Origin of the sequence: Halegenticoccus tardaugens, from assembly GCF_004116405.1 — an archaeon.
GTDB lineage: Archaea > Halobacteriota > Halobacteria > Halobacteriales > Haloferacaceae > Halegenticoccus > Halegenticoccus tardaugens.
The window spans coordinates 85,769-106,897 of sequence record NZ_SDIC01000004.1; the positions used below are offsets into that span (position 1 = coordinate 85,769).

General features: G+C 68.6%; 23 protein-coding genes, 1 tRNA gene and 1 pseudogene. 14 read left to right on the forward strand and 11 right to left on the reverse strand.

Features of this window, described 5'->3' with window-relative positions:
* Nucleotides 1-57: 57 nt before the first annotated feature.
* The 7 genes and pseudogenes from C3L37_RS11330 to C3L37_RS11355 all read right to left on the reverse strand — a co-directional run bounded on the left by C3L37_RS11330 (nucleotide 58) and on the right by C3L37_RS11355 (nucleotide 7,072).
* The gene (locus C3L37_RS11330; protein WP_129114731.1) at nucleotides 58-1,659 is read right to left on the reverse strand and encodes a right-handed parallel beta-helix repeat-containing protein; all 1,602 of its coding nucleotides are present in this window, start codon (nucleotides 1,657-1,659) and stop codon (nucleotides 58-60) included.
* Between the two features lie 358 nt (nucleotides 1,660-2,017).
* Nucleotides 2,018-2,392, reverse strand: a complete 375-nt coding sequence (locus C3L37_RS11335; protein WP_129114732.1) for a glycerol dehydratase reactivase beta/small subunit family protein — start codon at nucleotides 2,390-2,392, stop codon at nucleotides 2,018-2,020.
* Nucleotides 2,389-3,921: a diol dehydratase reactivase subunit alpha gene (locus tag C3L37_RS11340; RefSeq protein ID WP_323740466.1), complete on the reverse strand. Its 1,533-nt coding sequence runs from the start codon at nucleotides 3,919-3,921 to the stop codon at nucleotides 2,389-2,391. Before C3L37_RS11340 ends, C3L37_RS11335 begins: the two co-directional genes overlap by 4 nt.
* A gap of 47 nt (nucleotides 3,922-3,968) precedes the next feature.
* Nucleotides 3,969-4,289 (reverse strand): annotated as a pseudogene (locus C3L37_RS25540) (diol dehydratase reactivase subunit alpha); the annotation flags it as partial.
* A gap of 40 nt (nucleotides 4,290-4,329) precedes the next feature.
* Nucleotides 4,330-4,755 carry a diol dehydratase small subunit gene (locus tag C3L37_RS11345; protein WP_129114733.1) on the reverse strand — a complete coding sequence of 142 codons (426 nt, stop codon included), beginning with the start codon at nucleotides 4,753-4,755 and terminating at the stop codon, nucleotides 4,330-4,332.
* 207 nt (nucleotides 4,756-4,962) lie between these two features.
* Nucleotides 4,963-5,349, reverse strand: coding sequence for a glycerol dehydratase reactivase beta/small subunit family protein (locus tag C3L37_RS11350; RefSeq protein ID WP_267195317.1), 387 nt, complete (start codon nucleotides 5,347-5,349; stop codon nucleotides 4,963-4,965).
* 4 nt (nucleotides 5,350-5,353) lie between these two features.
* Entirely contained in the window at nucleotides 5,354-7,072 is a 1,719-nt protein-coding gene (locus C3L37_RS11355; protein WP_129114734.1) for a propanediol/glycerol family dehydratase large subunit, read from the reverse strand.
* 371 nt (nucleotides 7,073-7,443) lie between these two features.
* On the opposite strand from C3L37_RS11355, the gene C3L37_RS11360 reads away from it, so the two are divergent.
* On the forward strand, nucleotides 7,444-7,854 hold the full coding sequence (locus tag C3L37_RS11360; protein WP_129114735.1) for a GlcG/HbpS family heme-binding protein: 411 nt from the start codon (nucleotides 7,444-7,446) through the stop codon (nucleotides 7,852-7,854).
* Nucleotides 7,855-7,879: 25 nt separating this feature from the next.
* Here the strand turns inward: C3L37_RS11360 and C3L37_RS11365 are convergent, their stop codons facing one another.
* Complete coding sequence (locus C3L37_RS11365; protein ID WP_129114736.1) at nucleotides 7,880-9,262, reverse strand: cytochrome P450; 1,383 nt, start codon at nucleotides 9,260-9,262, stop codon at nucleotides 7,880-7,882.
* 73 nt (nucleotides 9,263-9,335) lie between these two features.
* Nucleotides 9,336-9,986 (reverse strand): helix-turn-helix domain-containing protein, encoded by a 651-nt coding sequence (locus tag C3L37_RS11370; protein WP_129114737.1) that lies wholly within the window; start codon nucleotides 9,984-9,986, stop codon nucleotides 9,336-9,338.
* A 143-nt stretch (nucleotides 9,987-10,129) separates the two neighbouring features.
* On the opposite strand from C3L37_RS11370, the gene C3L37_RS11375 reads away from it, so the two are divergent.
* From C3L37_RS11375 to C3L37_RS11400, 7 genes are all read left to right on the forward strand, one after another.
* Complete coding sequence (locus tag C3L37_RS11375; protein WP_129114738.1) at nucleotides 10,130-11,113, forward strand: metallophosphoesterase family protein; 984 nt, start codon at nucleotides 10,130-10,132, stop codon at nucleotides 11,111-11,113.
* Nucleotides 11,114-11,211: 98 nt separating this feature from the next.
* Nucleotides 11,212-12,150 carry a DUF4129 domain-containing protein gene (locus C3L37_RS11380; protein ID WP_129114739.1) on the forward strand — a complete coding sequence of 313 codons (939 nt, stop codon included), beginning with the start codon at nucleotides 11,212-11,214 and terminating at the stop codon, nucleotides 12,148-12,150.
* Nucleotides 12,147-12,704: a DUF7269 family protein gene (locus C3L37_RS11385; RefSeq protein WP_129114740.1), complete on the forward strand. Its 558-nt coding sequence runs from the start codon at nucleotides 12,147-12,149 to the stop codon at nucleotides 12,702-12,704. Before C3L37_RS11380 ends, C3L37_RS11385 begins: the two co-directional genes overlap by 4 nt.
* Nucleotides 12,701-13,969, forward strand: a complete 1,269-nt coding sequence (locus tag C3L37_RS11390) for a DUF58 domain-containing protein (RefSeq protein ID WP_129114741.1) — start codon at nucleotides 12,701-12,703, stop codon at nucleotides 13,967-13,969. Before C3L37_RS11385 ends, C3L37_RS11390 begins: the two co-directional genes overlap by 4 nt.
* Nucleotides 13,966-14,583, forward strand: coding sequence for a DUF7519 family protein (locus tag C3L37_RS11395; RefSeq protein ID WP_228546212.1), 618 nt, complete (start codon nucleotides 13,966-13,968; stop codon nucleotides 14,581-14,583). Before C3L37_RS11390 ends, C3L37_RS11395 begins: the two co-directional genes overlap by 4 nt.
* A gap of 248 nt (nucleotides 14,584-14,831) precedes the next feature.
* Nucleotides 14,832-14,984: a hypothetical protein gene (locus C3L37_RS24340; RefSeq protein WP_164974738.1), complete on the forward strand. Its 153-nt coding sequence runs from the start codon at nucleotides 14,832-14,834 to the stop codon at nucleotides 14,982-14,984.
* 59 nt (nucleotides 14,985-15,043) lie between these two features.
* Complete coding sequence (locus C3L37_RS11400; protein ID WP_129114742.1) at nucleotides 15,044-15,226, forward strand: hypothetical protein; 183 nt, start codon at nucleotides 15,044-15,046, stop codon at nucleotides 15,224-15,226.
* A 24-nt stretch (nucleotides 15,227-15,250) separates the two neighbouring features.
* Here C3L37_RS11400 and C3L37_RS11405 read toward each other — a convergent pair whose 3' ends face one another.
* A complete protein-coding gene (locus C3L37_RS11405; RefSeq protein WP_129114743.1) occupies nucleotides 15,251-16,222 on the reverse strand; it encodes an AAA family ATPase in 972 nt (323 codons plus the stop codon).
* 233 nt (nucleotides 16,223-16,455) lie between these two features.
* Between C3L37_RS11405 and C3L37_RS11410 the strand changes: the two genes are divergently transcribed.
* Nucleotides 16,456-16,540: transfer RNA gene (locus C3L37_RS11410), tRNA-Ser, on the forward strand.
* Nucleotides 16,541-16,731: 191 nt separating this feature from the next.
* Here C3L37_RS11410 and C3L37_RS11415 read toward each other — a convergent pair.
* Nucleotides 16,732-17,082, reverse strand: coding sequence for a DUF7344 domain-containing protein (locus C3L37_RS11415; protein WP_129114744.1), 351 nt, complete (start codon nucleotides 17,080-17,082; stop codon nucleotides 16,732-16,734).
* A gap of 175 nt (nucleotides 17,083-17,257) precedes the next feature.
* Between C3L37_RS11415 and C3L37_RS11420 the strand changes: the two genes are divergently transcribed.
* The 5 genes from C3L37_RS11420 (at nucleotide 17,258) to C3L37_RS11440 (ending at nucleotide 21,127) form a co-directional block, all read left to right on the forward strand.
* On the forward strand, nucleotides 17,258-17,980 hold the full coding sequence (locus C3L37_RS11420; RefSeq protein ID WP_129114745.1) for a phosphoribosyltransferase: 723 nt from the start codon (nucleotides 17,258-17,260) through the stop codon (nucleotides 17,978-17,980).
* On the forward strand, nucleotides 17,977-18,600 hold the full coding sequence (locus C3L37_RS11425) for an HD domain-containing protein (protein WP_129114746.1): 624 nt from the start codon (nucleotides 17,977-17,979) through the stop codon (nucleotides 18,598-18,600). Before C3L37_RS11420 ends, C3L37_RS11425 begins: the two co-directional genes overlap by 4 nt.
* Nucleotides 18,601-18,887: 287 nt before the next feature.
* Nucleotides 18,888-19,562 carry a DsbA family protein gene (locus C3L37_RS11430; RefSeq protein WP_164974739.1) on the forward strand — a complete coding sequence of 225 codons (675 nt, stop codon included), beginning with the start codon at nucleotides 18,888-18,890 and terminating at the stop codon, nucleotides 19,560-19,562.
* A gap of 210 nt (nucleotides 19,563-19,772) precedes the next feature.
* Nucleotides 19,773-20,093, forward strand: coding sequence for a hypothetical protein (locus tag C3L37_RS11435; RefSeq protein WP_129114748.1), 321 nt, complete (start codon nucleotides 19,773-19,775; stop codon nucleotides 20,091-20,093).
* Between the two features lie 77 nt (nucleotides 20,094-20,170).
* Nucleotides 20,171-21,127 carry an AEC family transporter gene (locus tag C3L37_RS11440; RefSeq protein WP_129114749.1) on the forward strand — a complete coding sequence of 319 codons (957 nt, stop codon included), beginning with the start codon at nucleotides 20,171-20,173 and terminating at the stop codon, nucleotides 21,125-21,127.
* The last annotated feature ends 2 nt before the right edge of the window (nucleotides 21,128-21,129 follow it).

The following is a 21,129-nucleotide window of genomic DNA, read 5'->3' on the forward strand; positions in this document are numbered from 1 at the left end:
AATGTAGTTCGACGTACAGGTCACCGCCGTCGCGGACGGTTCGGAACGCGCCGCGACTCAGGTCGACGGGTATCTATTCGAGACGAGGCGTAGATTCGTCGCGCCGTCGTCTCGAATGCCGTGAGCGAGGCCCGTGTCGACGATCTCGACGTCGGACGACGACGGGTATAGCCTCGCGGCCGGGTAACCGTCGTACGAGTCGAGATTCGAACTCAGGATCCGCGTGCCGGTCCCGGTGTTGATGACGGGGTGGTGCGTCGTCTGGATGTCGCTGAACACGAGTTTACAGTTGTCTCCCGCGAGCGTGATTCCTTGACGGTACGCCGGTCCCGGTTGTCGGATCGTGAGGTTTCGGAACGTGCAGCCATCGCGATCACAGTAGATCGCCTCCCTGCCGCCCGGTTCGCCGCCGCGGTCGCCGGTGATCTGCAGGTTTTCGACGATGACCGGTTCGGTAGTCTGTTCGGTGCTGCGGATCGAGATGGCGTTCCCGCCGTTGTCCGGCCCGTTGATGTTGATTCGCCCGCCGACGACGCGAACCGACCCCGTGTTTCCGCTCACGACGATCCCCTGGCTGTTCTGCACCGGCGACGATCCGATGTCGATGTTCGGGTTCGCGATCGTCGCAGACGTGACCTCGTTTTCCACCGTGATGGCGTGGCCGTTCGGGTTCACGAGGTCGATGTCGGGGTTGTTCACCAACACTCTGGCTCCCTGTTCGATCCGGATGCCGCGCTGGTTGAGGTCGTTGAAGCGGACGCGGTCGACGATCACCTTCGGACTCTGGATGACGCTGTCGACCCCGCCGAGCCGGAGGTTCGAGACGTTGTTGTTCTGGTACACTCCACCTTGAATCGAGACGAATCCGTCGCTGTCGGTCGCGTACAGCCCGTTGTCCCAGCACGATTTTATCTCGCAGTTGCGGAACCAGATGCCCCCTTTGTGGTACCGGTTGACGGTGATCCCCGACCGTCCGTACTGGATCCGTCCACCTTCGTCTTCGAGCGCCGCGGTCCCGTCGGGAACGCGGAATCCGCTCACGACGCCGACCCCTCGTGGATCCGTGACGTTGAACGTGCCGCCGGCGTCCCAGAGCGTGTCGTGTTCACCCTGAATTTCGACGTTCGTTACCAGGAGTCGATCGGTGGCGTAGGCTTCGACGGCGCGAACGCCCGTGTTCGGCGCGGTGTAGTCGAAGTTCACGCCCTGAAACAGGATCCGCTGGCCGGGATTGTAGTAGACTCCCAGGAGGAAGCAGCGCTCGTCCTCTCCGATCCACTCGTCGGCGCTCGTCGGAACGATCGTCGCTCTGGGGCCGCGGATTCCGAAGTTGGTGAACCCCGTGTATCGGAACGTCGTGTTCATCTTGTACCGCCCCTCCGGGAAGACGAGGAGCGTGTCGTCCGCGCGGACCTCCTCGAGGACGGGATTGATCGGCTCTTCTCCCGTCGGGTCAGCGCCCGCGTTGACCATGTTGACGACGTTGCCGAAATCCCGCTGGGACGCTTGCTGGTCGGACGTGATCAAGGCGGCCGACGCCTGGTCTGCGAGAAGCGGCGCGGCCGCAACACCGCCAAGCATTTTCATCCACGATCGACGCGACAGTGCGTTGGCGCTCGAATCTTCGCCCGTTTCGTCAGCCTCGTTCTCGTGACGCATACATTCACCGATGGGACACTGTCCGCATTTGTTAATCTCATCCAAATGCATTATAAAATTAATAGAATAAAATAATCTGAACGGATCATTCTCTTTTTTTTGATCGCTTCCGCAGAGCGGCTACGAGCGACGATACGACGCGGCTCGGTCGAAGAGGACCGACAGGACCGTGAACGAGACAGGTTCGAGTGGTCGGGAGCGGGTTATCCTCGACATATATAATTCCTAATTTTTGTATAGATCAATTATTCTCAAGATAGCTAGCTATTATTTATAAGATAATAGAAATAAACCCCGCGTCAGCGGTAGCGGACGGTTTGGGATCTGGGAGCCACGACCGCGAGGACGTACCGACGGATCAGGCGTCGCCGTCCGCGAGCGGCCTCAACGGGAGCCGCTTTACGAGCCGCGCCGCGTTCGAGCCGATCGCGCGCGCGTCGCCCGGCGTGGCGTCCGCGACGCGGGTGAGCGGCTCTCGTTCGGGGAGACGGCGGTGGTGTAAGACCACCTCGCCGGCCGAGGAGACGCCGACGCCGACGCGGAGGCGCGAGGCGTCGGCCGCCTCGTACGCGGCCGTCACGGCGTCGGCTGACGATTCGCGCAGCGCCCACGGAACGGATTCTTCCTCCAGTCCGTACTCGACGTGGCGGACGAGCGCCGAGCACTCGCCGGCGTATCGGACGTGTACCGCGGGTTTTCCGCACTCCCTCCCGCCGGACTGACCGCCCGTCACGGACGTTCACCCGATCCCGTTTCCCCCGTCGCCTCGGTGACCGAGCCGGGGAGATCGACGTCCAGGTGGTCCCCGCCGCCGACGTGCGCCAGGGTGAGTCCGGTCGCCACGGCGTTTCTCGGTCCCTGCTCGCCGCGGACGTTTCCGCGGCCGCAGACGATGCCGTACTCCGCCAGCGAGTCCGAGATCAGTTCGGGGATCTCGAAGTCCAGCGCCGATCGACCGACCATCACCACGAACGGGAGGTGGCGGACGTTGTGCGTCGGCGTGACGCGTTCGAGCGCGCGCGTCGCGTTCGTCACGAACACCTTCCGCTTCGCCGCCCGTCTGACGTCCCTGATCTTCCGCAGCTCGTGGTCCGTGCCGACGGGCTCCATCGCGCCGTCGTCTCCCAGTAGGACGACCCTTCCGAACAGCTCCGGCGACACCGGGTCGTCCAGAAAGCGCACCGAACCGTCCTCGTGCTGGACGCTGTAGAGCGTCTGCACCTTCGCGAGCGGACTGGTCTTTATCCGCTCTGCGAGTTCGGCGTCGTCGAGACCGAGCTCCGAGTCGATCAACATGGTGACCATGTCGCCCGCTCCGGCTAGGTGTATCGAGTCGACCTCCCCGGCGTCGTCCATGTACGCCGCGTCCGTCGACCCGCCGCCCATGTCGAGGATCGCGAGCGGGACGTCCGTTCCCGGCGTCGTCAGCGCCCCCAGCACGGCCATCGTCGCCTCGACGCCCTGAATCCGAACGTCGACGCCGAGTTCCCGCCGAAGCTCCCCCGCGATCTGCTCCATCGGGAGCTTGCTCGTCTTCACCATCGACGCCAACCCGACGGCGCTCTCCATGCTGAACTCGCCGGCCACGCCCCCGCGGATCGTCGTCGGGACGAGCGTGTCGACGGCGAGGAGATCGCGGATCTCGATCGTCTCCGGTTCCTGGCCGGTGATCTCCGCCATCTCGGCGCGCGCCCTGCTCAGCATGCCGCCGATGTTGGTCCCGCTCTCGCCCTCGACGTCCGAGATCGGCCACGCCGACTCGACGGCGTCCATGATCGCGTCGGCCCCGTCCGCGGTGTCGACCGCGCGCGTGTTTCCGCCGCCGTCGACGATCCGAAGCGTCCCCGCAGGGATGCTCCGCTCCTCGACGTCCCCGGCGGGGGTCTTGACGACGACCGCGGACTTGTTGCCGACGAGCGCCCGCGCGACCGGGATGACCTTCTTCGTCTCCTCCGCGGAGAGGTCGAAGAGCGTCGCGATGCCGTAGGGGTTCGAAAGCTCCCGTATCGTCCGCCCGTCGGACGCGACCTCGACGGCCGCCGGCTGGTCGACCGGAACGTCCTCGATCCGCGACACCTCGTCGACGATCGGTATCTCGCGATCGAGGCGGTTCGACACGAGGACCCCGTCGTCCTTCTGGAGGATCGCGCCCTGCACGTCGACGCCTCGCTCGACCCGCTCGTTGATGCGCGCCGCGGCGTCCGCGAAGTCGACGCTCGACGGGACGAGCGCGATGACCGAACCGTCCCGATCGCCCCCCAGCCCGACGCCTCGACGTCGACGGTGACGCCGGTTCCGATCCCGACCCCGCCGGGCGTCGACGGATCGTGGCCGATCATCGTCGACTCCGTGATCACCGTCTCCGTGATCGTCTCCATCGCGACGTCGCCGATCACGGGCGCGGCCTCGTTGAGGAGCAGGAGGTCGAGGTCGTCGACCGAGAGACCCGCTTTTTCGACCCCCCGTTCGAGGGCGTTCACGATCCCGGGCACGTTCTCCGTCGTCCCTTTCAGGCCCGTGGTTCGAAAGAGGCTGCTGGCGGCGAACCGCCAGCGACCGTCCTCGTCCTTTCGCACGATCGCGACCTCCGTGCTCGAGTTGCCGATGTCGATTCCTGCGAGGTGTCTCATGGGTGAAGTCGGCGGGTGCGAGGCGGAGACGCCCGCCCCGTCAGTAGAGCCCCCGCGTCTCGTATATCTCCGCGGCCTCCCGGACGTGCGCCGCGTTGATCGTCGCGCCGTACTCCGATTCGAGTTCGTCGGCGATGTCGAGGAGCGCCTCCTTCTCCGCGCCGCTCGGCCGCAGCGCGTTGTAGATCTCCAGAATCCGGTCGTCGGGGACCGCGGTGAGTTCCGCGGCCCGCCTGAAGTTCCGCGCGACCTGCGGCCGGCCGTTCTCCTCCGCGACGCGAGCTTGCTTTTCGAGCGTGTCGGCGGTGATCCTGACGTCCTCGCCGGCGACCTCGCCAGCCAGCAGCGCGTCGAGCGTGATATCCGACATGGGCACCCCGTCGGGGGTGGCGACGGCCTCCGGGTCGTTCGCGAGCGGGTACGCCACCGGTTCCGCGTTCTCCTCCGTGTTCGTGTCTTCGCTCATTTTATCACCTCTCCGCGAACGCGACCTCGAGTTCGACCGGCGGGCGGTCGGGATCGAGGGACTGCATCTCCTTTATGTGCAAGACGGCCGCGAGTGCCTGGTACTTCGGCCGCGCCATCTCGTCGTTCTCGACGGCGACCGGCGCGGGCGATTCGCCCTTCGCGTACCGGGCGGCGTTCCGGCCGATCGCCCTGAACTGCGCCTCGTCTAAGAGCGGGCCTGCGGGAACAATTCGAGGTTGTTCAGCGGGACGAGATCCTCCTGGTGGATCAGCGTCGTTCCGCGCGACTGCACGCCGATCGAGACCCCCGAACCGCTGCGTTTCGCGCTCCTGTTGCCGATCTGTCCGAGGTCGGCCGTGTCGTAAAACCGGACGACGCGCGCCGAGACGCCCTCCTCTTCGATCCCCGCCATCATCTCCCGGAGCACGTCGGCGTGGGGGACGCCGACGATGGTTTCGGTCTGCTCCGCGCCGAACTGCGGGCTGACGGCGATCACGACCTCGTCCGTCTCCCGTCCTCGTTCGGCCTCGCCGACCTCGGTCAGGGCGAGCTCCCTCGTCGGGGTCGACGACCCCCGCGAGCGCGCGCTCATCGGCTCACACCCCCTCCGGGTCGAACGCCTGCCGGATGTCCTTGATCTCCTCCCACCGCTCGCCTTCGAGCCGGTAGCCCGTTCCCGGCCCGCGGTAGTCGTTCGCGTCGTTGACGGCGCTCACGACGTCGAACTCCTCCGTGAGGATCGCGGAGGTCTGGAGGTAGTCGCCGGAGACGCGCTGTTTGAGCAGGTTCAGGAGGTTCGTCGCCATGTCCTCGAAGCCGTTCTCGGCCAGGCTCGCCGCGACGTCCGCGCCGGTGAGCTCGCTCTCCATGAGCTCCTTCGTCGCGTTCAGGTCCTCGGCCTGGTTTCGGTCGGGCACGTCCTTCGAGCCGTCGGCGTAGGTCGCCGCCTCGACCTCCTCGTCCGTGATCTCCGGGAAGCCGAGGTCGCGAAAGAGCGCCTGCAACGCGCTCGCGGCCCTGTTGCGCGCCGCGATCACGTCCTCCTCGTCGACCGGCCTGAGCCCGCCGTCGACCTTCAGGTCCCGCTGGATGACGTTGTAGTCGTCGAAGTCGTAGGCGTCGAAGTTCGATCCCGCGAACATGTTGTCGTAGTTCGGGACGGCGCTGAACCCCGAGAAGATGAAGTCGGTTCCGGCGAGCAACTGCGGGATCGTCCGCGCCATCTGCCGCTTGTGCGAGTGCGAGAACGTCTGGTCGTTGCCGGAGGCGACTTCGAGGTCGACTATCGTCGTAATCAGGTTCTCCGCGAGCACGCAGCGGATCCCCGACGGAACGGACGAGGGGATGGCGATGCAGCTGATTCCGCCGTTTTGCAACCCCTGGACGCCGCACCCCTTGGTCACGAGGACGCACCGCGTCTCCAGGTAGAGCATCGACTTCCCCTCCGCCTGTCCCATGTTCACCTCGGAGCCGGAGCCGGAGGTAAAGCGCATCTTGAGCCCGCGGGAGGCGTACCCGGACGCGAGAAACGCCTTCGACCACGGCGTGTCGTCGCCGTCCTTGAACACGGACTCCGTCCCGTAGACGGACACCGTCTCGGCGTACGCGGTGAGCCCCTTCATGCCGAGTTCCAGCTCCGTCGCCTCCTCGACGGCGCACTGGGTCAGGACGCCGCCCCGACCGGCCTGCGCGCCGACCGTCTGCGCCAGGGCGTTGAACGGCGCGTACCGCGCCACGCCCACGGTGGTCTCGATCTCGTCGAATCCCCTGAGCGTCGCCTCCGCGGCGTCCGCGGCGATCTGCACCGGGTGATCCTTGACGCTCGTCACGTGCGCCTGGTTCGCCGGCGTCCGCCGCGCGCGCATCTTCTGCAGCGCCATCATCATCTCCAGCGTGTTCAGCTCGGAAACCACGTCGACGAGCTTTGCCGGCGTCATCGCCGTCGTCAGCTCGACGATCTCCCGCCGCGGCGTGTCGATGTCGACGAGCCGGCGGGCCACGTCGAGCGAGTCCGTCGCGACCGCCTCCTCGGCCCGCTCCGCGTCGATCGCGTAATCGGCGACGAAGTGGTCGATGAAGTCGAACTCGTCGCGAGTTTTGCCGTCCATCTCGACGATCCGCCCCTCCTCGACGGCGACGCTCGGCTCGGGGTCGTTCGGTCCGTCCATCACGACCAGCCCCACCTCGGGCCACTCCTTCGCGAACCCGTCGAGGTTGACCGGGCGATCGTCGAGGCGCTCGAACCGCTTCGACCGCCTCGGTCCGCCCGGCTCCGCCACGCCGGCTCCGTCCGCTCTCGGCTCGTTTCCTCTCATGCGGAGTCTATAATCATCGTTACTTAGGATATTTCTTTCGGAGATACAATGAAAGTAAAATTTTTCGTGTGAAACCGATCCATGTGTAAGTAACGCGTGTACATTGCCGAGTTTGGGCACATCCCGCGCCTCTCGATAGAGAGAGGCGCGGAAACGCTCCGAGACGGGCAGGAGCGTCGGATTCGGGCGGATGATCCACCGGTCAGCGGAAATATGGTTGTTCGAGGACGGGTCGACGCCGGCCCGCCGCGGAACGGACGAGGCCGAGTGCCGGTCGGACGTGACGATCGCTTCGACGCTACTGTCGCGTTTCGTGCACGTTCAAGAGGGTATATACCCGCGGTGCCTGTCTGTACGGTGGGTGATGACCTATACCAGACGTCACGCTTGAAACGGCAAGACGGATCCTGACCGCAGCCGAGGAGGAGGCCGCCGAGATCGGCGTCCCGATGTGCGTCGCCGTCGTCGACCGAGGCGCGAACCTCGTCGGCTTCCACCGGATGGACGGCGCGCTCCTCGCCAGCGTCGACATCGCGCAGAACAAGGCGTACTCGGCCGCGAGCCTCCAACTCTCGACGGCGGAGCTGAGCGAGGTCGCCCAGCCCGGCGAGTCGCTCTACGGCATCCACGTGACCAACGGCGGCCGAATCGTCGTCTTCGGCGGCGGCGTCCCGCTGAGAGACGGCGACGAGGTCGTCGGCGCGGTCGGCGTCAGCGGCGGGAGCGTCGACGAGGACGTGACGGTCGCGCGGGCCGGCGTCGACGCGTTCGACGCCGCGTAATCCGGCCGGACTCGCCGGGACGACGTCAGCGACGCCGCGGCGTCATCTCCACGGGACCGGCGGGTCGCAGCGTGATCGACGGGGAGAACGCCAGCGCGTCGGCGCTCGCGTCGAGTTCCCACTCCCGGAGGATCGTCGCGAGCACGAGCCGCGCTTCGAGCGACGCGAACCGGTCGCCGACGCAGCGCCGGGGGCCGCCGCCGAACGGGAAGTACGCGAACCGCGGCAGCGACCGCTCGAACGCCTCGGTCCACCGCTCCGGGCGGAACGCCTCGGGATCATCGTAGAAGCGCGGGTCCCGGTGGACGACCCACTGCTGGAACGAAACCGTGCTCCCGGCCGGGATGCGGTAGCCGCCGATCGCGACGTCCTCGATCGGCTCGCGGAGCAGTTCGTACACCGGCGGGTGGATTCGCATGGTCTCCTTTACGACCTTCTCCGCGTACGGCAGCGCGTCGAGGTCCGCGACCGTCGGCGGTCGACCGCCGAGAACCTCGTCGAGTTCGCCCCGGAGCGTCGCCGCGGCCTCGGGGTGTCGCGAGAGCAGGTGGAGCGCGTACGTCAGCGTGAGGGCGGTCGTCTCGTGCCCCGCGAGGAGCAGCGTGACCACCTCGTCGCGGATCCGCTCGCGCGGCACGTTCCGCTCGTCGTCGAGGAGGCGCGACACGACGTCTTCGCGCGCGGCGTCGTCCCGCGCGTCGTCGACGCGCTCGCCGTCGCCCCGTCGTCCGACCCGGGCCGATCCGCGACGGGCGTCGACGATCCGCTCCGCGATTCCGTCGAGCGTCGAGAGCGCGCGATCGTAGCGCCTGTTTCCCGGCGTCGGCAGCCACGACGGGATCTCGACGGGGCGGCGGACGGTGCGCTCGACGCGGTCCATGACGGCCTCGAGCGACTCGCCGACGGCCGCCTCCTCGTCGCGGATGTCGACGTCGAAGAGCGTCTTCGCGGCGATCTCGACGGTCAGTCCCATCATGTCCGCGTGCACGTCGCGCGGCTCGCCCGCCCGCCAGTCGTCGACCGTTCGCTCCGCGTAGGCGGTCATCACCTCGGCGTACCGCGCCAGTTGCTCCGGGTGGAAGGCCGGCTGAATCGCGCGTCGCTGCTCGCGCCAGAACTCCCCCTCGCTCGTGAGCAAGCCCTCGCCGAGCACCGGCCCGAGCGCGGCCTGAAAGCGCTCGCCCTTCGCGTACGCCTCGTTGTCGTGGACGAGCACCCGCTCTATGTGCGCGGGATCGTTGAGCTGGTAGAACGTCTCGCCGCCGAGTTCGTAGCGCGCGACCGGACCGTACTCGCGGGCCGTCTCGACGAAGAATTTCAACGGATCGTTCGCGTACTGGTGGGTGTTGCCGAGCACCGGCGCGCCGGGCGGACCCGGCGGTCGATCGCGACCGTCCCTCTCGGCCATCGTTCGGCGCAGCTACGCCGCCTGCGGGCAAGGCGTTTCTGCCGCCCATCGTCGAGCGTTTAAGTCAGCTGACTCAGCCGCCGAGTCGCGAGAGCACTCGTGCTTCCGCCTTCCGGAGATGCTCGGAGGCGGTGCTCCGCGCGCAGCCCAGCTCCGCCGCCACGTCGGCGGCCGTGGCTCTCCGGGGGGTGTCGTAATACCCCAGTTCGACCGCCGCGTCGAGGGCGGCCCGCTGTCGGTCGGTCAGGAGGGATCGCAAGTGCGAGGTCCCCGGGACGTACCCCCGGATCCGATCGACGGTGATACCGGTGCGGACGTCCGCCGGGAGATCGTCGAGGGCGGCTCGCAGCCGCCCCGCGCCGCCGATGACCCGCGCTCGAACGTCCGGCCCGTCGAACCAGACCGGCAGGTCGACGACGAGGTGGCGGCGGTCGACGACCTCGTGGAGCGCCGCGGCCGTCGCCGCCGGCTCGCCCCGGAGGGAGACGCCGACCGTCCCCTCGCGGTCGTCGGCGACGTCGTATTCGAGGACGCCGGGGTGGGCCGCGAGCGCGGCCGTCACCGACTCCCGGCCGCCGGCGAGGCGGCACAGCCCGACGACCGTCCCGTCCCCGTACCGCTGTACGTGCACGGGCGTCCGCGCCGACGCCCCGTCGGCGACGGCCCGGTACACGTCGTACAGCGGATCGCCGTCGGGGCGGAGCGTGAGACTCAAAACGCGCATACGCTCACGCAGCGCCCGGGGCGTATCAAACGGTACCGTTTCCGGACGGAGGACGTATTTTTACCCTTGTCTATATAGCACAATGTGACAGAAATACGATTTGTTTACCCGTCTCGGGTTCGAAGATCCGGACGAGATTCACCATGGACAGATTCGACGAAGAACTCGTGCTCGCACGGCTCTCCCGTCCGCGGGCGGAGGAGACGACGTTCGCGGTCGTCTCGGACGCGCACGTCACGCCCGACGCGGCGGAGACGTGGAAGGTGTTCCACCGGACGGAGCGGCGACTCCGAACCGTCGTCGAGGACGCGAACCGGCTCGGCGCGGACGGGCTCGTCTTCGCCGGCGACCTGACGAAGGACGGCGCGCCCGAGGAGTTCGACCTGGTCGACGAGATCCTCGCGGATCTCGACGTCCCCCTCGCCGGCGTTCCGGGCAACCACGACGCGCCGAAGGAGTTCGACCCGCACGAAACGCCGTCGCTCGACGCGTTCGCGGAGCGGTACGCGCCCGGCTCGTTGCCGTACCGCACGACGCTCGGCGGCGTCGACCTCGTCGGACTGAACAGCGCCGCGGCCGACGACGGCTCGCTGGCGGCCACGCACGCCGGTCGGATCTCCGACTCGCAGCTCTCGTGGCTCGACCGACGCGTCGACCCGGAGACGCCGACGGTCGCCGTGTTCCACCACCCGCTCAGCCACCTGTCCGACCTCGTTCCCGAGTTCCGGCCCGAGTCGCACTTCCAGTTGGAGAACGCGGCGGAAGTCGGCGAACTGCTCGCCGCGAAGGACGTCGACCTCGTCGTCTCCGGGCACGTCCACTGGCCGACGGTCGCGCGCGCCCACGGCGTCACGCAGGTGACGACCGCGGCCGCGTGTTCGCTCCCGCAGGCGTACCTGCTCGTCCGGGTCGAGCCGACGGGGACGACGGTCTCGATGGTGCCGCTGTCCGACGCCGCCGGCTTCGAGGAGGCGTACGAGTATGCGCGCGCCGACACCGGACGCGACGGGGCGCTCGTGGCGTGCGTCGACGGCGGCTACTTCGACGACTGTCCACTCGTCGACGAACGTGAGCCGGCCGGCGGAGCCGCGCCGGCGACCGATGCGCCCGGCGTCCTCTATCGTTGAGCGTCCGTTAGGCCACTCTCGTCTCTCGGCCCGCCGACCGCGCCGAACCCCGCCCGCGCCCCGAAACTTCTAAGCGGCGTGTCACGCTACCCCGTGTCGTGGATCGAAACACCGCGCTGACGGCGGCGCTCGCCCTGCTCGCCGTCGTCGCCCTCGCCCTCTCCGCCGCGACGCTCGACACCGCCACGGTCTCGTCGGACGGCGGTGGCGGGGGCCTGGCCCCCGTCGACGGCCCCGAATCCGGCGGGGTCGGCGGCTCTCCCCCGGGCGTGCCCATGTCAGGCGGCGAGGACGGCCGTCTGTGGTTCCCCTGCATTCCCGAACTGGCCGACCCGGCGATCGCCCTCGGGATCGTCGCCGCCTTCGGCCTCGGACTCGCGCTGCTCTACTGGCGCGTCCGCACGTTCGTCCTCCCGGCCGCCGCGGCGGTCGCCTTCGGCGTCCCGATCGTGCTGGCGTACGCGCTCCTCACGGCCTGCGCGGCTCCCGGCGCCGGCACGGAGCCGCTGTCGCTCGGGGACGGACCCGGGGAGACTCCCCTCCCGGCGGGAGGTGGAGAGGGGCTGGGTCCCGCCGGCGAGGTGGCCTCGACGCCCTCGATCGCGCTCGGACTCGTCCTCCTCGTCGCCCTGCTCGGGAGCGTGTTGCTCCTCTTCGTCTCCACCGGTGACGCCGACGGCGGGGGCGACGAACCGGAGGCGGAGTCCGATCCCGACGTCGACCCGGCGGCGATCGGCCGGGCCGCCGGTGCCGCCGCGGACCGGATCGAAGGCGACGCCGACGTCGAAAACGAGGTGTACCGCGCGTGGGCGGAGATGACCGACTCGCTCGACGTCGCCCGCCCCCGATCGAGCACGCCGCGGGAGTTCGCGAGCGCGGCCGTCGACGCGGGGATGGCCCGCGCCGACGTGGACGAACTCACCGCCCTCTTCGAGTCGGTCCGCTACGGCGGCGCGAGCGCGACCGCGGAGCGCGAGCGGCGGGCCGTGGACGCGCTGCGCCGGATCGAGGAGGCGTACGCGGGGGACGACGCGTGAACCGCGCGATCGTCGCCGTCGGGATCGCCGCCGTGCTCGCGGGGCTTGCGAGCCTCGCCACCGGCGGATCGGTGGCCGGATTCGACCTCGGTTACGCGTTCGTCACCCTCGTCGGCCTGCTGGCGCTCGTACAGGGGCTTCGACACGCCGCGGAGCGCTGGTCGACGCCGGTCGAGGCGGCCGAGACGGGCGATCCGGAGCGTCGGCACCGGGTTCCGACGCCCGGCGACGACGTCGACGCCCGACTGGCCGAGGCGCACGACTGGTCGATCCGGCGGTCGCGCGAGCGGCAGACGATACGGGAGCGACTCCGCGACGCGGCCGTCGACGCGCTCGTGGCGCACGGACTCGGCGATCCCGAGGAGGCAGACGCGCGGGTCGAGGCGGGAGCGTGGACCGACGACCCGTTCGCGGCGGCGTTTCTCGGCGCGGACGCGCCCGTGCCGCCGCTCTCCGACCGCGTCCGCGACCTCTTCCGCCGCGGCTCGCGGTTCGAGCGCGACGTGGCGCGGACCGTCGCGGCCGTCGAGCGGATCGGGGAGGGCGACCGATGACCGAACGCGAGACGCGCCGGCTGATCGGCGTCGGCGCGGTGACGCTCCTTCTCGCGGCGGCGAGCGTTCTCTTCGGCAGACAGCCGGCGCTCCTCCTCGCCGGCGTGGTCGGGGTCGCCTACGCCGCGTACGCGAAGGCCGGAACCGCCCCGGTCCCCGACCTGGCGATCGAGCGCGAGTTGAGCGAGCCGACCGCCGCGCCGGGCGACGAGATCCGCGTCACCGTCCGGGTGACGAACGTCGGCGAGGCGACGCTGTTCGATCTCCGACTCGTTGACGGCGTCCCGCCGGCGCTCGCCGTGATCGACGGCTCGCCGCGCCACGGGACCGCCCTCAGGCCGGGCGCGACCGCGAGCTTCTCCTACGCCGTCGCGGCCGTCCGCGGCGAGCACGAGTGGGAGCCGACGAGCGTGATCGCGCGGAACGCCAGCGGAACCCGCGAGCGGGACGCCTCGATCTCGTTCGACACGACCCTTCGCTGTCTTCCGTCGCTCGCGTCGTCCGGCGACTTACCGCTTCGCGGCCTGACGACCCAGTACGCCGGCCGACTCGCGACCGACGTCCCGGGGGCGGGGCTCGAATTTCATTCCACGCGCGAGTACCGTCGCGGGGATCCTCGAAACCGGATCGACTGGAACCGCAGGGCGCGAACCGGCGAACTCGCCACGCTCGACTTCCGCGAGGAGCGCGCCGCGACGGTCGTCGTGGTGGTCGACGCCCGCGAGGAGGCGTATCTCGCGCCCGGTCCCGACGCGGAAAACGCCGTCGAGCGCAGCGTCGACGCGGCGAGCGGGCTCCTCCTCGCCCTCCTCGACGGGGGCGATCGCGTCGGCCTCGCCGCGTTCGGACCGGTCGAGTGCTGGCTGTCGCCGAGCACCGGAAACGAGCAGCGCGCGAGGGCGCGAGAGCTGCTCGCGACGCACCCCGCGCTGTCTCCGACGCCCCCCGACGAGCGCTTCTTCCCGTCGATCCGCCTCCGGCGCCTCCGCCGGCGGCTGCCGAGCGACGCGCAGGTGCTTTTCTTCTCGCCGCTGGCCGACGACGCCGCGGCCGAGGCCGCGCGTCGCCTCGACGCCCACGGCCACTCGGTGACGGTCGTCAGTCCCGATCCGACCGCGGCCGACACGCCCGGACACCGCCTCGCGCGAATCGAGCGCTCGAATCGACTCAGCGATCTCCGGCGAAGCGGGATTCGCGTCCTCGACTGGGGGGACGTTTCGCTCGCGACCGCGGTCGCTCGGGCGACGCACGGGTGGTCGAGATGAGAGACGACGAGTCGGCAATCGCCGGCGAGATGAGAAACGACGAGCCGGCAATCGCCGGCGAGGTGAGAAACGACGAGTCGGTGAACACCGCCGACGCGAACGATCGAGCGGCCGAGGCGGTCGACGTCGATCGCGCCCCGGCGCATCTCAGCTCGTCGCTGGCCCTGTTGGCCGCGCTGGCCAGCGTTCTCGCCTCGGGGGTGGCGTCGGTCGCGGCGCTCGCGCCGGGCGCGTTCGGCATCGTCGCGACCGCGATCGGCGTCGGACGGGGATCACGCAGGGCGCTTCTCGTCGGGTGCGGCGCGCTGATCCTCGGCGTGCTGGCCGCCGGCGTCGAGGGAGGCGGGCCCGAGCCGCTGCTCGTGGGGACGCTCGGTGCCGTGCTCGCGTGGGACGTCGGCGAAAACGGGATCGGCCTCGGCGAACAGCTCGGCCGGTCGGCGGAGACGACGCGGGCGGAACTCGTCCACGCCGCCGCGAGCCTCCTCGTCGGCTCGTTCGCGGCGACGGTCGGCTACGGAGCCTACGCGGCGGCCGCGGGGGGGCAACCGGTCGCCGCGCTCGTGTTCCTGCTCGTCGGAGCGATCGCCCTCGTTTCGGCACTTCGTCCGTGAAAGGTCCGACCGAACGTATCACTCCCCGTGACGCTGCCGACCGCCGGTAAATAGATTTAAAAACTACACCCTCAAATTATTATTTGAGGGAGAGTAGATGAGTTATATTTCGACCGTGGGAGGGAGGAATAGGTGGTCGGGGACCGACGCGCCCCCTCGACGACGCGGACGAGTCGACGCCGGTCGATGCGGCCGCTCGATTCCCGCCGAAAACCGCCGCGCGTCCGGAACCCAACGGAGACGAGATCATGTGTAAGTACAACCCCGAATGTCGACGCGAGCCGGGATACGTCGTCATCAACGGCCCCGACGAAGCGGTCCTCGAGTGCTGCGGCGTCGTCGTCCCCGCCGCGGCGATGAATCAACCGTCGTCCGGCGCGGCCGGCGCGTCCCGAGGCTAGGCGCGGCGGCGGGACAACGGTTATTATTCGCCGGGACGGATAGTACGCCTGAGATCGCCATGAAAATAGGCACCGCGAACCCGAGGATGGGAATCGCGCTATTGGCCATCGGGATCGTCCTCGTCGCGGCGCTCGTCGTCCTCGAGAGCCCGTGGAGCTTCGTGGCCGCGGTGCTCGGCGTCGCCGCGCTCACGATCGGGACGGTGCTCCTCGGGCTGTCCGACGGCGGCCGGCCGGTCTGATCCGCCCCCGTCCGGCGGTTCCGCTCACCTCCCGGATCGGGCAGCCCGGTCGACCGTCGGGACCTCGACCCGCTCCAGCGCGTCGTCGACGACCGCCGCCTCGTCCGCGGCGTTCACCTTCGCGTCCGGCGTGAGGACGAGTCGGTGCGACAGCACCGGTCGACAGATCCGTTTTACGTCGTCGGGAGTGACGAAGGTGCGGTTCGCGAGGACGGCTCGCGCGCGTGCGGCCTCGAACAGCCGCTGCGTGCCGCGCGGGGAGACGCCGACCACGACGCGACGATCGCGGCGGGTCGCCCGCGCCACCTCGGCCATGTACGCGAGGAGGTCGTCGTCGACCGCGACGCCCTCCGGCGTGCGACGGAGGGCCAGCACGTTCTCGCGGGTGAGCACCGGTTCGACCGCCGGAGCCCGGCGGTCGCGGCTCGCCCGCCTGCGGAGCAGTTCGACCTCGCCGTCGAGATCGGGGTAGCCGAGCGCCGTCTTGACCGCGAAGCGGTCCTTCTGCGCCTCGGGCAGCGGAAACGTCCCCTCCTGATCGACGGGGTTCTGCGTCGCGATCACGAAAAACGGCTCCGGCAGCGGCCGCGTCTCGCCGTCGACGGTCACCTGCCGCTCCTCCATCGCCTCCAACAGGGCGGCCTGCGTCTTCGGCGGCGCGCGGTTGATCTCGTCGGCCAGCACCACGTTCGCGAAGATCGGGCCCTCGGCGAACTCGAAGCGACGGTTCTCCTCGTCGAAGACGTTCGTCCCGGTCACGTCGGCCGGCAGGAGATCGGGCGTGAACTGGATGCGCGAGAAGCTGAGCCCGAGCGCCGACGCGAGCGATCGCGCCGTGAGGGTTTTTCCCGTCCCGGGCACGTCCTCGAGGAGGACGTGTCCGCGCGCGAGGACGCCGAGCATGACCCGCTCGAAGAACTCCTCCTCCGCGATGACCGCGCCCCCGACCGCCTCCAGCACCTCGCGACACGTCGCGCTCGCCTCGGTGACGTCCATGCCCTCCCTCGCGGGTCCTCGACACTTAGCTTTCCGGGTGCCCGCCCGTCCGCGCTGGTCCCCTCGACGGCCTCGGCGCGTTCGACCGTCGACCCCGAACCCCTCGAAACGCTCGTCGTCGAACGAGTGATCGAACGAGGTCGAGACCGGGGCGGCGATCTCGACTGAGCGGTGTCGGTACCCCTCGCGGAAACCGAAACCGATTAAACGAACGACGTCGCACAGTAAAACGAGCCGAGGTAGCCTAGCCCGGCCAAGGCGGTAGATTCGAAATCTACTGTCCGTTCGGACACGTGAGTTCAAATCTCACCCTCGGCGTTTTCTCGCGCGTTCCCTGAACGAGCGGACGAGCCGCTCGTCCACACCGAGGGCGTGATACGTGCGACCGCGTGATTTGAACGAGAGAAGTCGCAGCCCGCGCAGTCTCGCCGTGCGAGACGAGCAGGAACGTCTTCGCACGGTTCAAATCTCACCTCGGCGCTTTTCCGATTCCGTCCTCCGAGAACGTTCTACTCCGTCCGCTCCGTCGGAAGTTCGTCCACGTCCCTGACCGCCTCCAGCAGCGGTTCGAACTCGGTCGCGTCGGTGAGCGTCACGACCCCGGAGTTCGCATCGTGTTCGATCACGCCCGCGTCCTCCATCTTCGGCAGGTGGTGGTGTAGGAGACTGACGAACACCCGCTTCATCTTCTCCTCGCGGATCGCGCTGGCCGGTTCCGCCGCGTCCCACGCCGCGATCTCGCCCGCGAGCTCTCGCCGGTCGGCCCTCCCCGTCCCGTCCAACAGCCGACAGAGGATGTAGCGGCGTCGGCGGTTGGCGAGAAGCTCAAACAGCGAGTCGAGCATTATTTTCCCAGCCATAATCCCAAGAATTATCTACTGGTATAATATTCCTTCGGCCGGTGCCGCCGTTCCGCGGCCGTGCGTCCCCGGCGCGTCCGCTCGACGGTTGCACGAACCGGCCGGTGGCCGTCGGCGAGGAGTCACACCACTTAAAGGGAGTCCCGTCCTCTGTGTACGCTGGTGAACACACGCTATGGGTGATCTCCCGGACGAGTTCAACTGCACTATCACGAACTGGGATTACATCTACGGGCTCTGTCGGGACGTGAGCGATCAGGTCAAAGCGTCCCGATTCGAGCCGGACGTGATCGTCGCGCTCGCCCGCGGCGGGTGGTTCGCCGGCCGGTGCATCTGCGACTTCCTCGGGCTCGACGACCTCACGAGCTTGAAGATGGAACACTACGTCGGCACCGCCCAGAAGACCGGCGAACCCGAGGTTCGCTACCCGATGCCCGAAGGGAGCGTCGAGGGCAAGGACGTGCTCATCATCGACGACATCGCGGACACCGGTGGTTCGATCAAGCGCGCCCACGAGTACGTCCACGAGCGCAACCCCGGAGAAGTCCGGACGGCGACCCTCCAACTCCTCCAGACGAGCGAGTTCGACCCCGACTTCATCGGCGAGCGCCTCGAACACTGGGCCTGGGTCGTCTACCCGTGGAACTTCATCGAGGACATGATCGACCTCATCGGCGGCGTGATGGAGAAGGCGGACGGGGACGTCTTCGCAAAGGATGACGTCCGCCACTACCTCTCGGAGTACCACAACATCGACCGCATCGAGATGGAGATCGCCCAGCCGAACCGCCTCGACGAGGTTATGGCGGAGATGACGCGGCGCGGTCGCGTCGAACCCGTCGACGGCGGCGCGGGGTGGCGGCTCGTCGCGGACGAGGGTACCGGACCGGAGACGTGAACGGGGACGCTCTCGACGCGCTCGTCCGCGCGTACGGATTGAAGGACGAGCGCCGGACGGGGTGGCAGCTCCGCGGCGTCGCCGATCCCGAGTCCGTCGCGGGTCACACGTGGGGCGTGAGCCTGCTCTGTCTCGTCTACGCGGATCTCGCGGGCGTCGACGCGGGGCGCGCCCTCGAACTCGCCGTCGTGCACGACCTCGCGGAGGCGGAAACCGGCGATCTGCCGACGCGGGCCGATTCGACCGCGGAAACGGTCGATCCCGGGGAGAAAGAGCGGATGGAGCGCGAGGCGATGGAGGCGTTGGCCGCGGGGCTCGACGCCGACGAGATACCGAGAGCGGGAAGTGCCGTTCTCGATCCGTGGGAGGAGTACGAGGCGCGCGAGACCGACGAGGCGGTCTTCGTGAAGGAGATGGACCTCGTCGACATGTGCTTGCAGGCGCTCTCGTACGAGCGCGCGGGTCGGTACGACCCCGACGAGAGCGAGGCGTTCCGCGAGTACGACGATCTCGACGAGTTCTTCGCGACCGCCGAACCGCGACTCCGGACCGAACTGGGTCGCACCCTCGTCGCGGCGATCCGGGCGCGGTACGAGGAGGCAAAGCGTCCAGACGAGTGAGCGGTCGGGCGACTCGGTTCGCGAGTCGAGCGCCGGGAATCGTGAGCTGACGCACGCGCGGTATTTTTCGGGGAAATTCCGTAAGGTTTGAAAGAACGTTCGAACGAGTAACGACGAGGCGAAACGTTCGAGCGCGTTCGGTGACCCTGCAGCCGCGCCGCGTTCGTCGCCGCCCGGTCGAACGCCGGTATCGCAAATCCGACTATCTCGCCGTCGGAACCGGTCGCCGAAATTATACAAGAATACGCCCAATTTCTTTAATAGGACCACTTTCATTGCGCACGGCTGTGCAACGGAAGACGACGCGCAGAGCGTTCATCGCGGCGGCGGGCGGCACAGCACTTCTCGGGACGAGCGGGCTGACCGCGGCGGATTCGTCGAACGGTGCCACCGAACTCACGGGCGCGACGTATCCGACGCTCGGAACGGCGGAAAGCAACCCGACGGCGACGCTCTACGGCAACTTCAAGTGTCCGTACACGCAGAACTTCGTGCAGAACAACCTCGGGCCGCTCCGCGAGGAGTTCGTCGATTCGGGCGAACTCAACTTCCGGTTCCGGGCGCTCGCGTACGAGCCGGACCCCTCGGAGCCGTCACACGGCTCCTCGGACTACTACATCTCGTCGAGCGACCCGTACATCTCCGAGGCGGCCCACGGCGTCTGGGACGTCGAACCGTACAGTTACTGGTCGTTCTTCGAGTACATGTTCGAGGAGCTGATCTCGGGGACCGTCGGCAACGCGGAGATGCGCGAGCGGCTCAAAGACGGCGGCGTCGCGAACTGGGGACTCGTCCCGAACCGGGCGAGCGACGGCGAGTACGAGTCGGTCGTCGCGCAGACGCCGGAGGACGCCCAGCGGTACGACGTCGACGTGACGCCGACGCTCGAACTCGGCGGGGAGATCCTCACGGCCGACCGCGACTACGGCGAACTCGCCGACTGGATCGATCGGCAGCTCTGAGGGGACGCGAACCGCTCGGTTCTTTCCGGCGCGACGCGTTCACGCGTCCCGTTCGAGCCGTGCGATCGCGCCTCGTGCGGATCCGTGAACCATCACGATCGTAGGTACTCGATAATGAGTAAATCTTTTCAACGGCAACCGTCGAGCCGAGAGTGACATGATCGGAACAGCCGCACAGAACGGGCTCCCCCGGGCACAGGAGACACGACTATGACGTGGCAGGACTTCGTCTTTCTCGCCGGGAGCGCCTTCTCGATCGTCGTGCTCGCGCCGACGCTGCGGAACTCGATGGCGAAGGTTCCTCTCGGAACGAGCCTCCCGTCCTGTCTCGTCGGCCTCGTTTACGGCGCCACGTTTCTGTCGATGGGAATGACGTTTTCCGCCGTCGGATCGATCCTCACCGGCGTGCTCTGGGCGTTGATCGCGGCGTTCAGGACGCCCGGCGACGGCCTCGTCGCCCTCGCGTCTCGGACGTTCCTCCGGCGCGACGAGACGGACGCGAATCGGGCGGCCGCACCCGGTTCGGACTAAGCGCCGCGAACTACGACCGGGCGTCGGGGCGCGGCCGCACCGAAGCGTTTGTATCGCGCGAACGGTTCGCCTTCCCCATGTCGCTTCTCTCCATCTTCGCGACGGCGATCCTCCCCATCGTCGCCATCGCCGCCGTCGGCTTTCTGCTCGGCCGGACGCGGGACGTCGATCCGGCCCCGCTCAACACGGTCACGGTGTACGTCCTCGCGCCCGCGCTGGTGTTTCACAGCCTGGCGACGACGACGCTCTCGGGGGGGACGCTCGCCCGGGTCGCCGGGGGCGTCGCGGCCTACACCGTCGCGATGGTCCTCGTTTCGGAACTCGTCGGGAGACTCGTGGGGGAGTCGGAACCAGTCCTGAGCGCGCTGGTGCTCGTGAGCGCCTTCCCGAACGCCGGCAACTACGGCATCCCCGTCTCCGAGTTCGCGTTCGGCCCGACCGGCCGGAGCACCGCCGTGCTCTACATCGCCGCCCAGAGCGTCCTCATCTACACCGTCGGCGTCTACGTCGCCTCCCGCAGCGTCGGAGCCGACGGACTCGCGGGCGTAAAGCGCGTGTTCCGCATCCCGCTCGTCTACGCGGTCGTCGCCGCGCTCGCCGGTCGGTGGCTGGGCGTCGTTCCCGCGAGCGACGCCGCGGCCATGACCACCCTGAAGCTGGTCGGCGACTCGTCGATCCCGGTGATGCTCCTGATCCTCGGCATTCAGCTCGCGCGGACGAACTACGGCGCGGCGCTGACGCGCGCCGGCACGGCGAACGTGCTGAAGATGGTCGTCGCGCCGTTCGTCGGCCTGGGCGTGGCCCTCGCGCTCTCGTTCGAGGACCAGACCGTCGCGCGGGTGTTCGTCCTCGAATGCGCGATGCCCGCCGCCATCACGCCGCTCATCCTCCTCGTCGAGTTCGGCGGCGACGAGCGGATCGGCGGCGTCTCGGTCGCGGAGTACGCAAGCACCGTCGTGCTCACGACGACGCTCGTCAGCGTGCCGCTCCTCACGCTCCTCATCGCGCTCCTCGACGCGGGCGTCCTGCTCTGAGG

Coding starts and splice junctions, on each gene's coding strand:
- C3L37_RS11330 (WP_129114731.1), bottom strand. CDS start 1,659: ATGCGTCACGAGAACGAGGCTGACGAAACGGGCGAAGATTCGAGCGCC.
- C3L37_RS11345 (WP_129114733.1), bottom strand. CDS start 4,755: ATGAGCGAAGACACGAACACGGAGGAGAACGCGGAACCGGTGGCGTAC.
- C3L37_RS11350 (WP_267195317.1), bottom strand. CDS start 5,349: ATGAGCGCGCGCTCGCGGGGGTCGTCGACCCCGACGAGGGAGCTCGCC.
- C3L37_RS11355 (WP_129114734.1), bottom strand. CDS start 7,072: ATGAGAGGAAACGAGCCGAGAGCGGACGGAGCCGGCGTGGCGGAGCCG.
- C3L37_RS11365 (WP_129114736.1), bottom strand. CDS start 9,262: ATGGCCGAGAGGGACGGTCGCGATCGACCGCCGGGTCCGCCCGGCGCG.
- C3L37_RS11370 (WP_129114737.1), bottom strand. CDS start 9,986: ATGCGCGTTTTGAGTCTCACGCTCCGCCCCGACGGCGATCCGCTGTAC.
- C3L37_RS11375 (WP_129114738.1), top strand. CDS start 10,130: ATGGACAGATTCGACGAAGAACTCGTGCTCGCACGGCTCTCCCGTCCG.
- C3L37_RS11390 (WP_129114741.1), top strand. CDS start 12,701: ATGACCGAACGCGAGACGCGCCGGCTGATCGGCGTCGGCGCGGTGACG.
- C3L37_RS11395 (WP_228546212.1), top strand. CDS start 13,966: ATGAGAGACGACGAGTCGGCAATCGCCGGCGAGATGAGAAACGACGAG.
- C3L37_RS24340 (WP_164974738.1), top strand. CDS start 14,832: ATGTGTAAGTACAACCCCGAATGTCGACGCGAGCCGGGATACGTCGTC.
- C3L37_RS11400 (WP_129114742.1), top strand. CDS start 15,044: ATGAAAATAGGCACCGCGAACCCGAGGATGGGAATCGCGCTATTGGCC.
- C3L37_RS11405 (WP_129114743.1), bottom strand. CDS start 16,222: ATGGACGTCACCGAGGCGAGCGCGACGTGTCGCGAGGTGCTGGAGGCG.
- C3L37_RS11415 (WP_129114744.1), bottom strand. CDS start 17,082: ATGGCTGGGAAAATAATGCTCGACTCGCTGTTTGAGCTTCTCGCCAAC.
- C3L37_RS11420 (WP_129114745.1), top strand. CDS start 17,258: ATGGGTGATCTCCCGGACGAGTTCAACTGCACTATCACGAACTGGGAT.
- C3L37_RS11435 (WP_129114748.1), top strand. CDS start 19,773: ATGACGTGGCAGGACTTCGTCTTTCTCGCCGGGAGCGCCTTCTCGATC.
- C3L37_RS11440 (WP_129114749.1), top strand. CDS start 20,171: ATGTCGCTTCTCTCCATCTTCGCGACGGCGATCCTCCCCATCGTCGCC.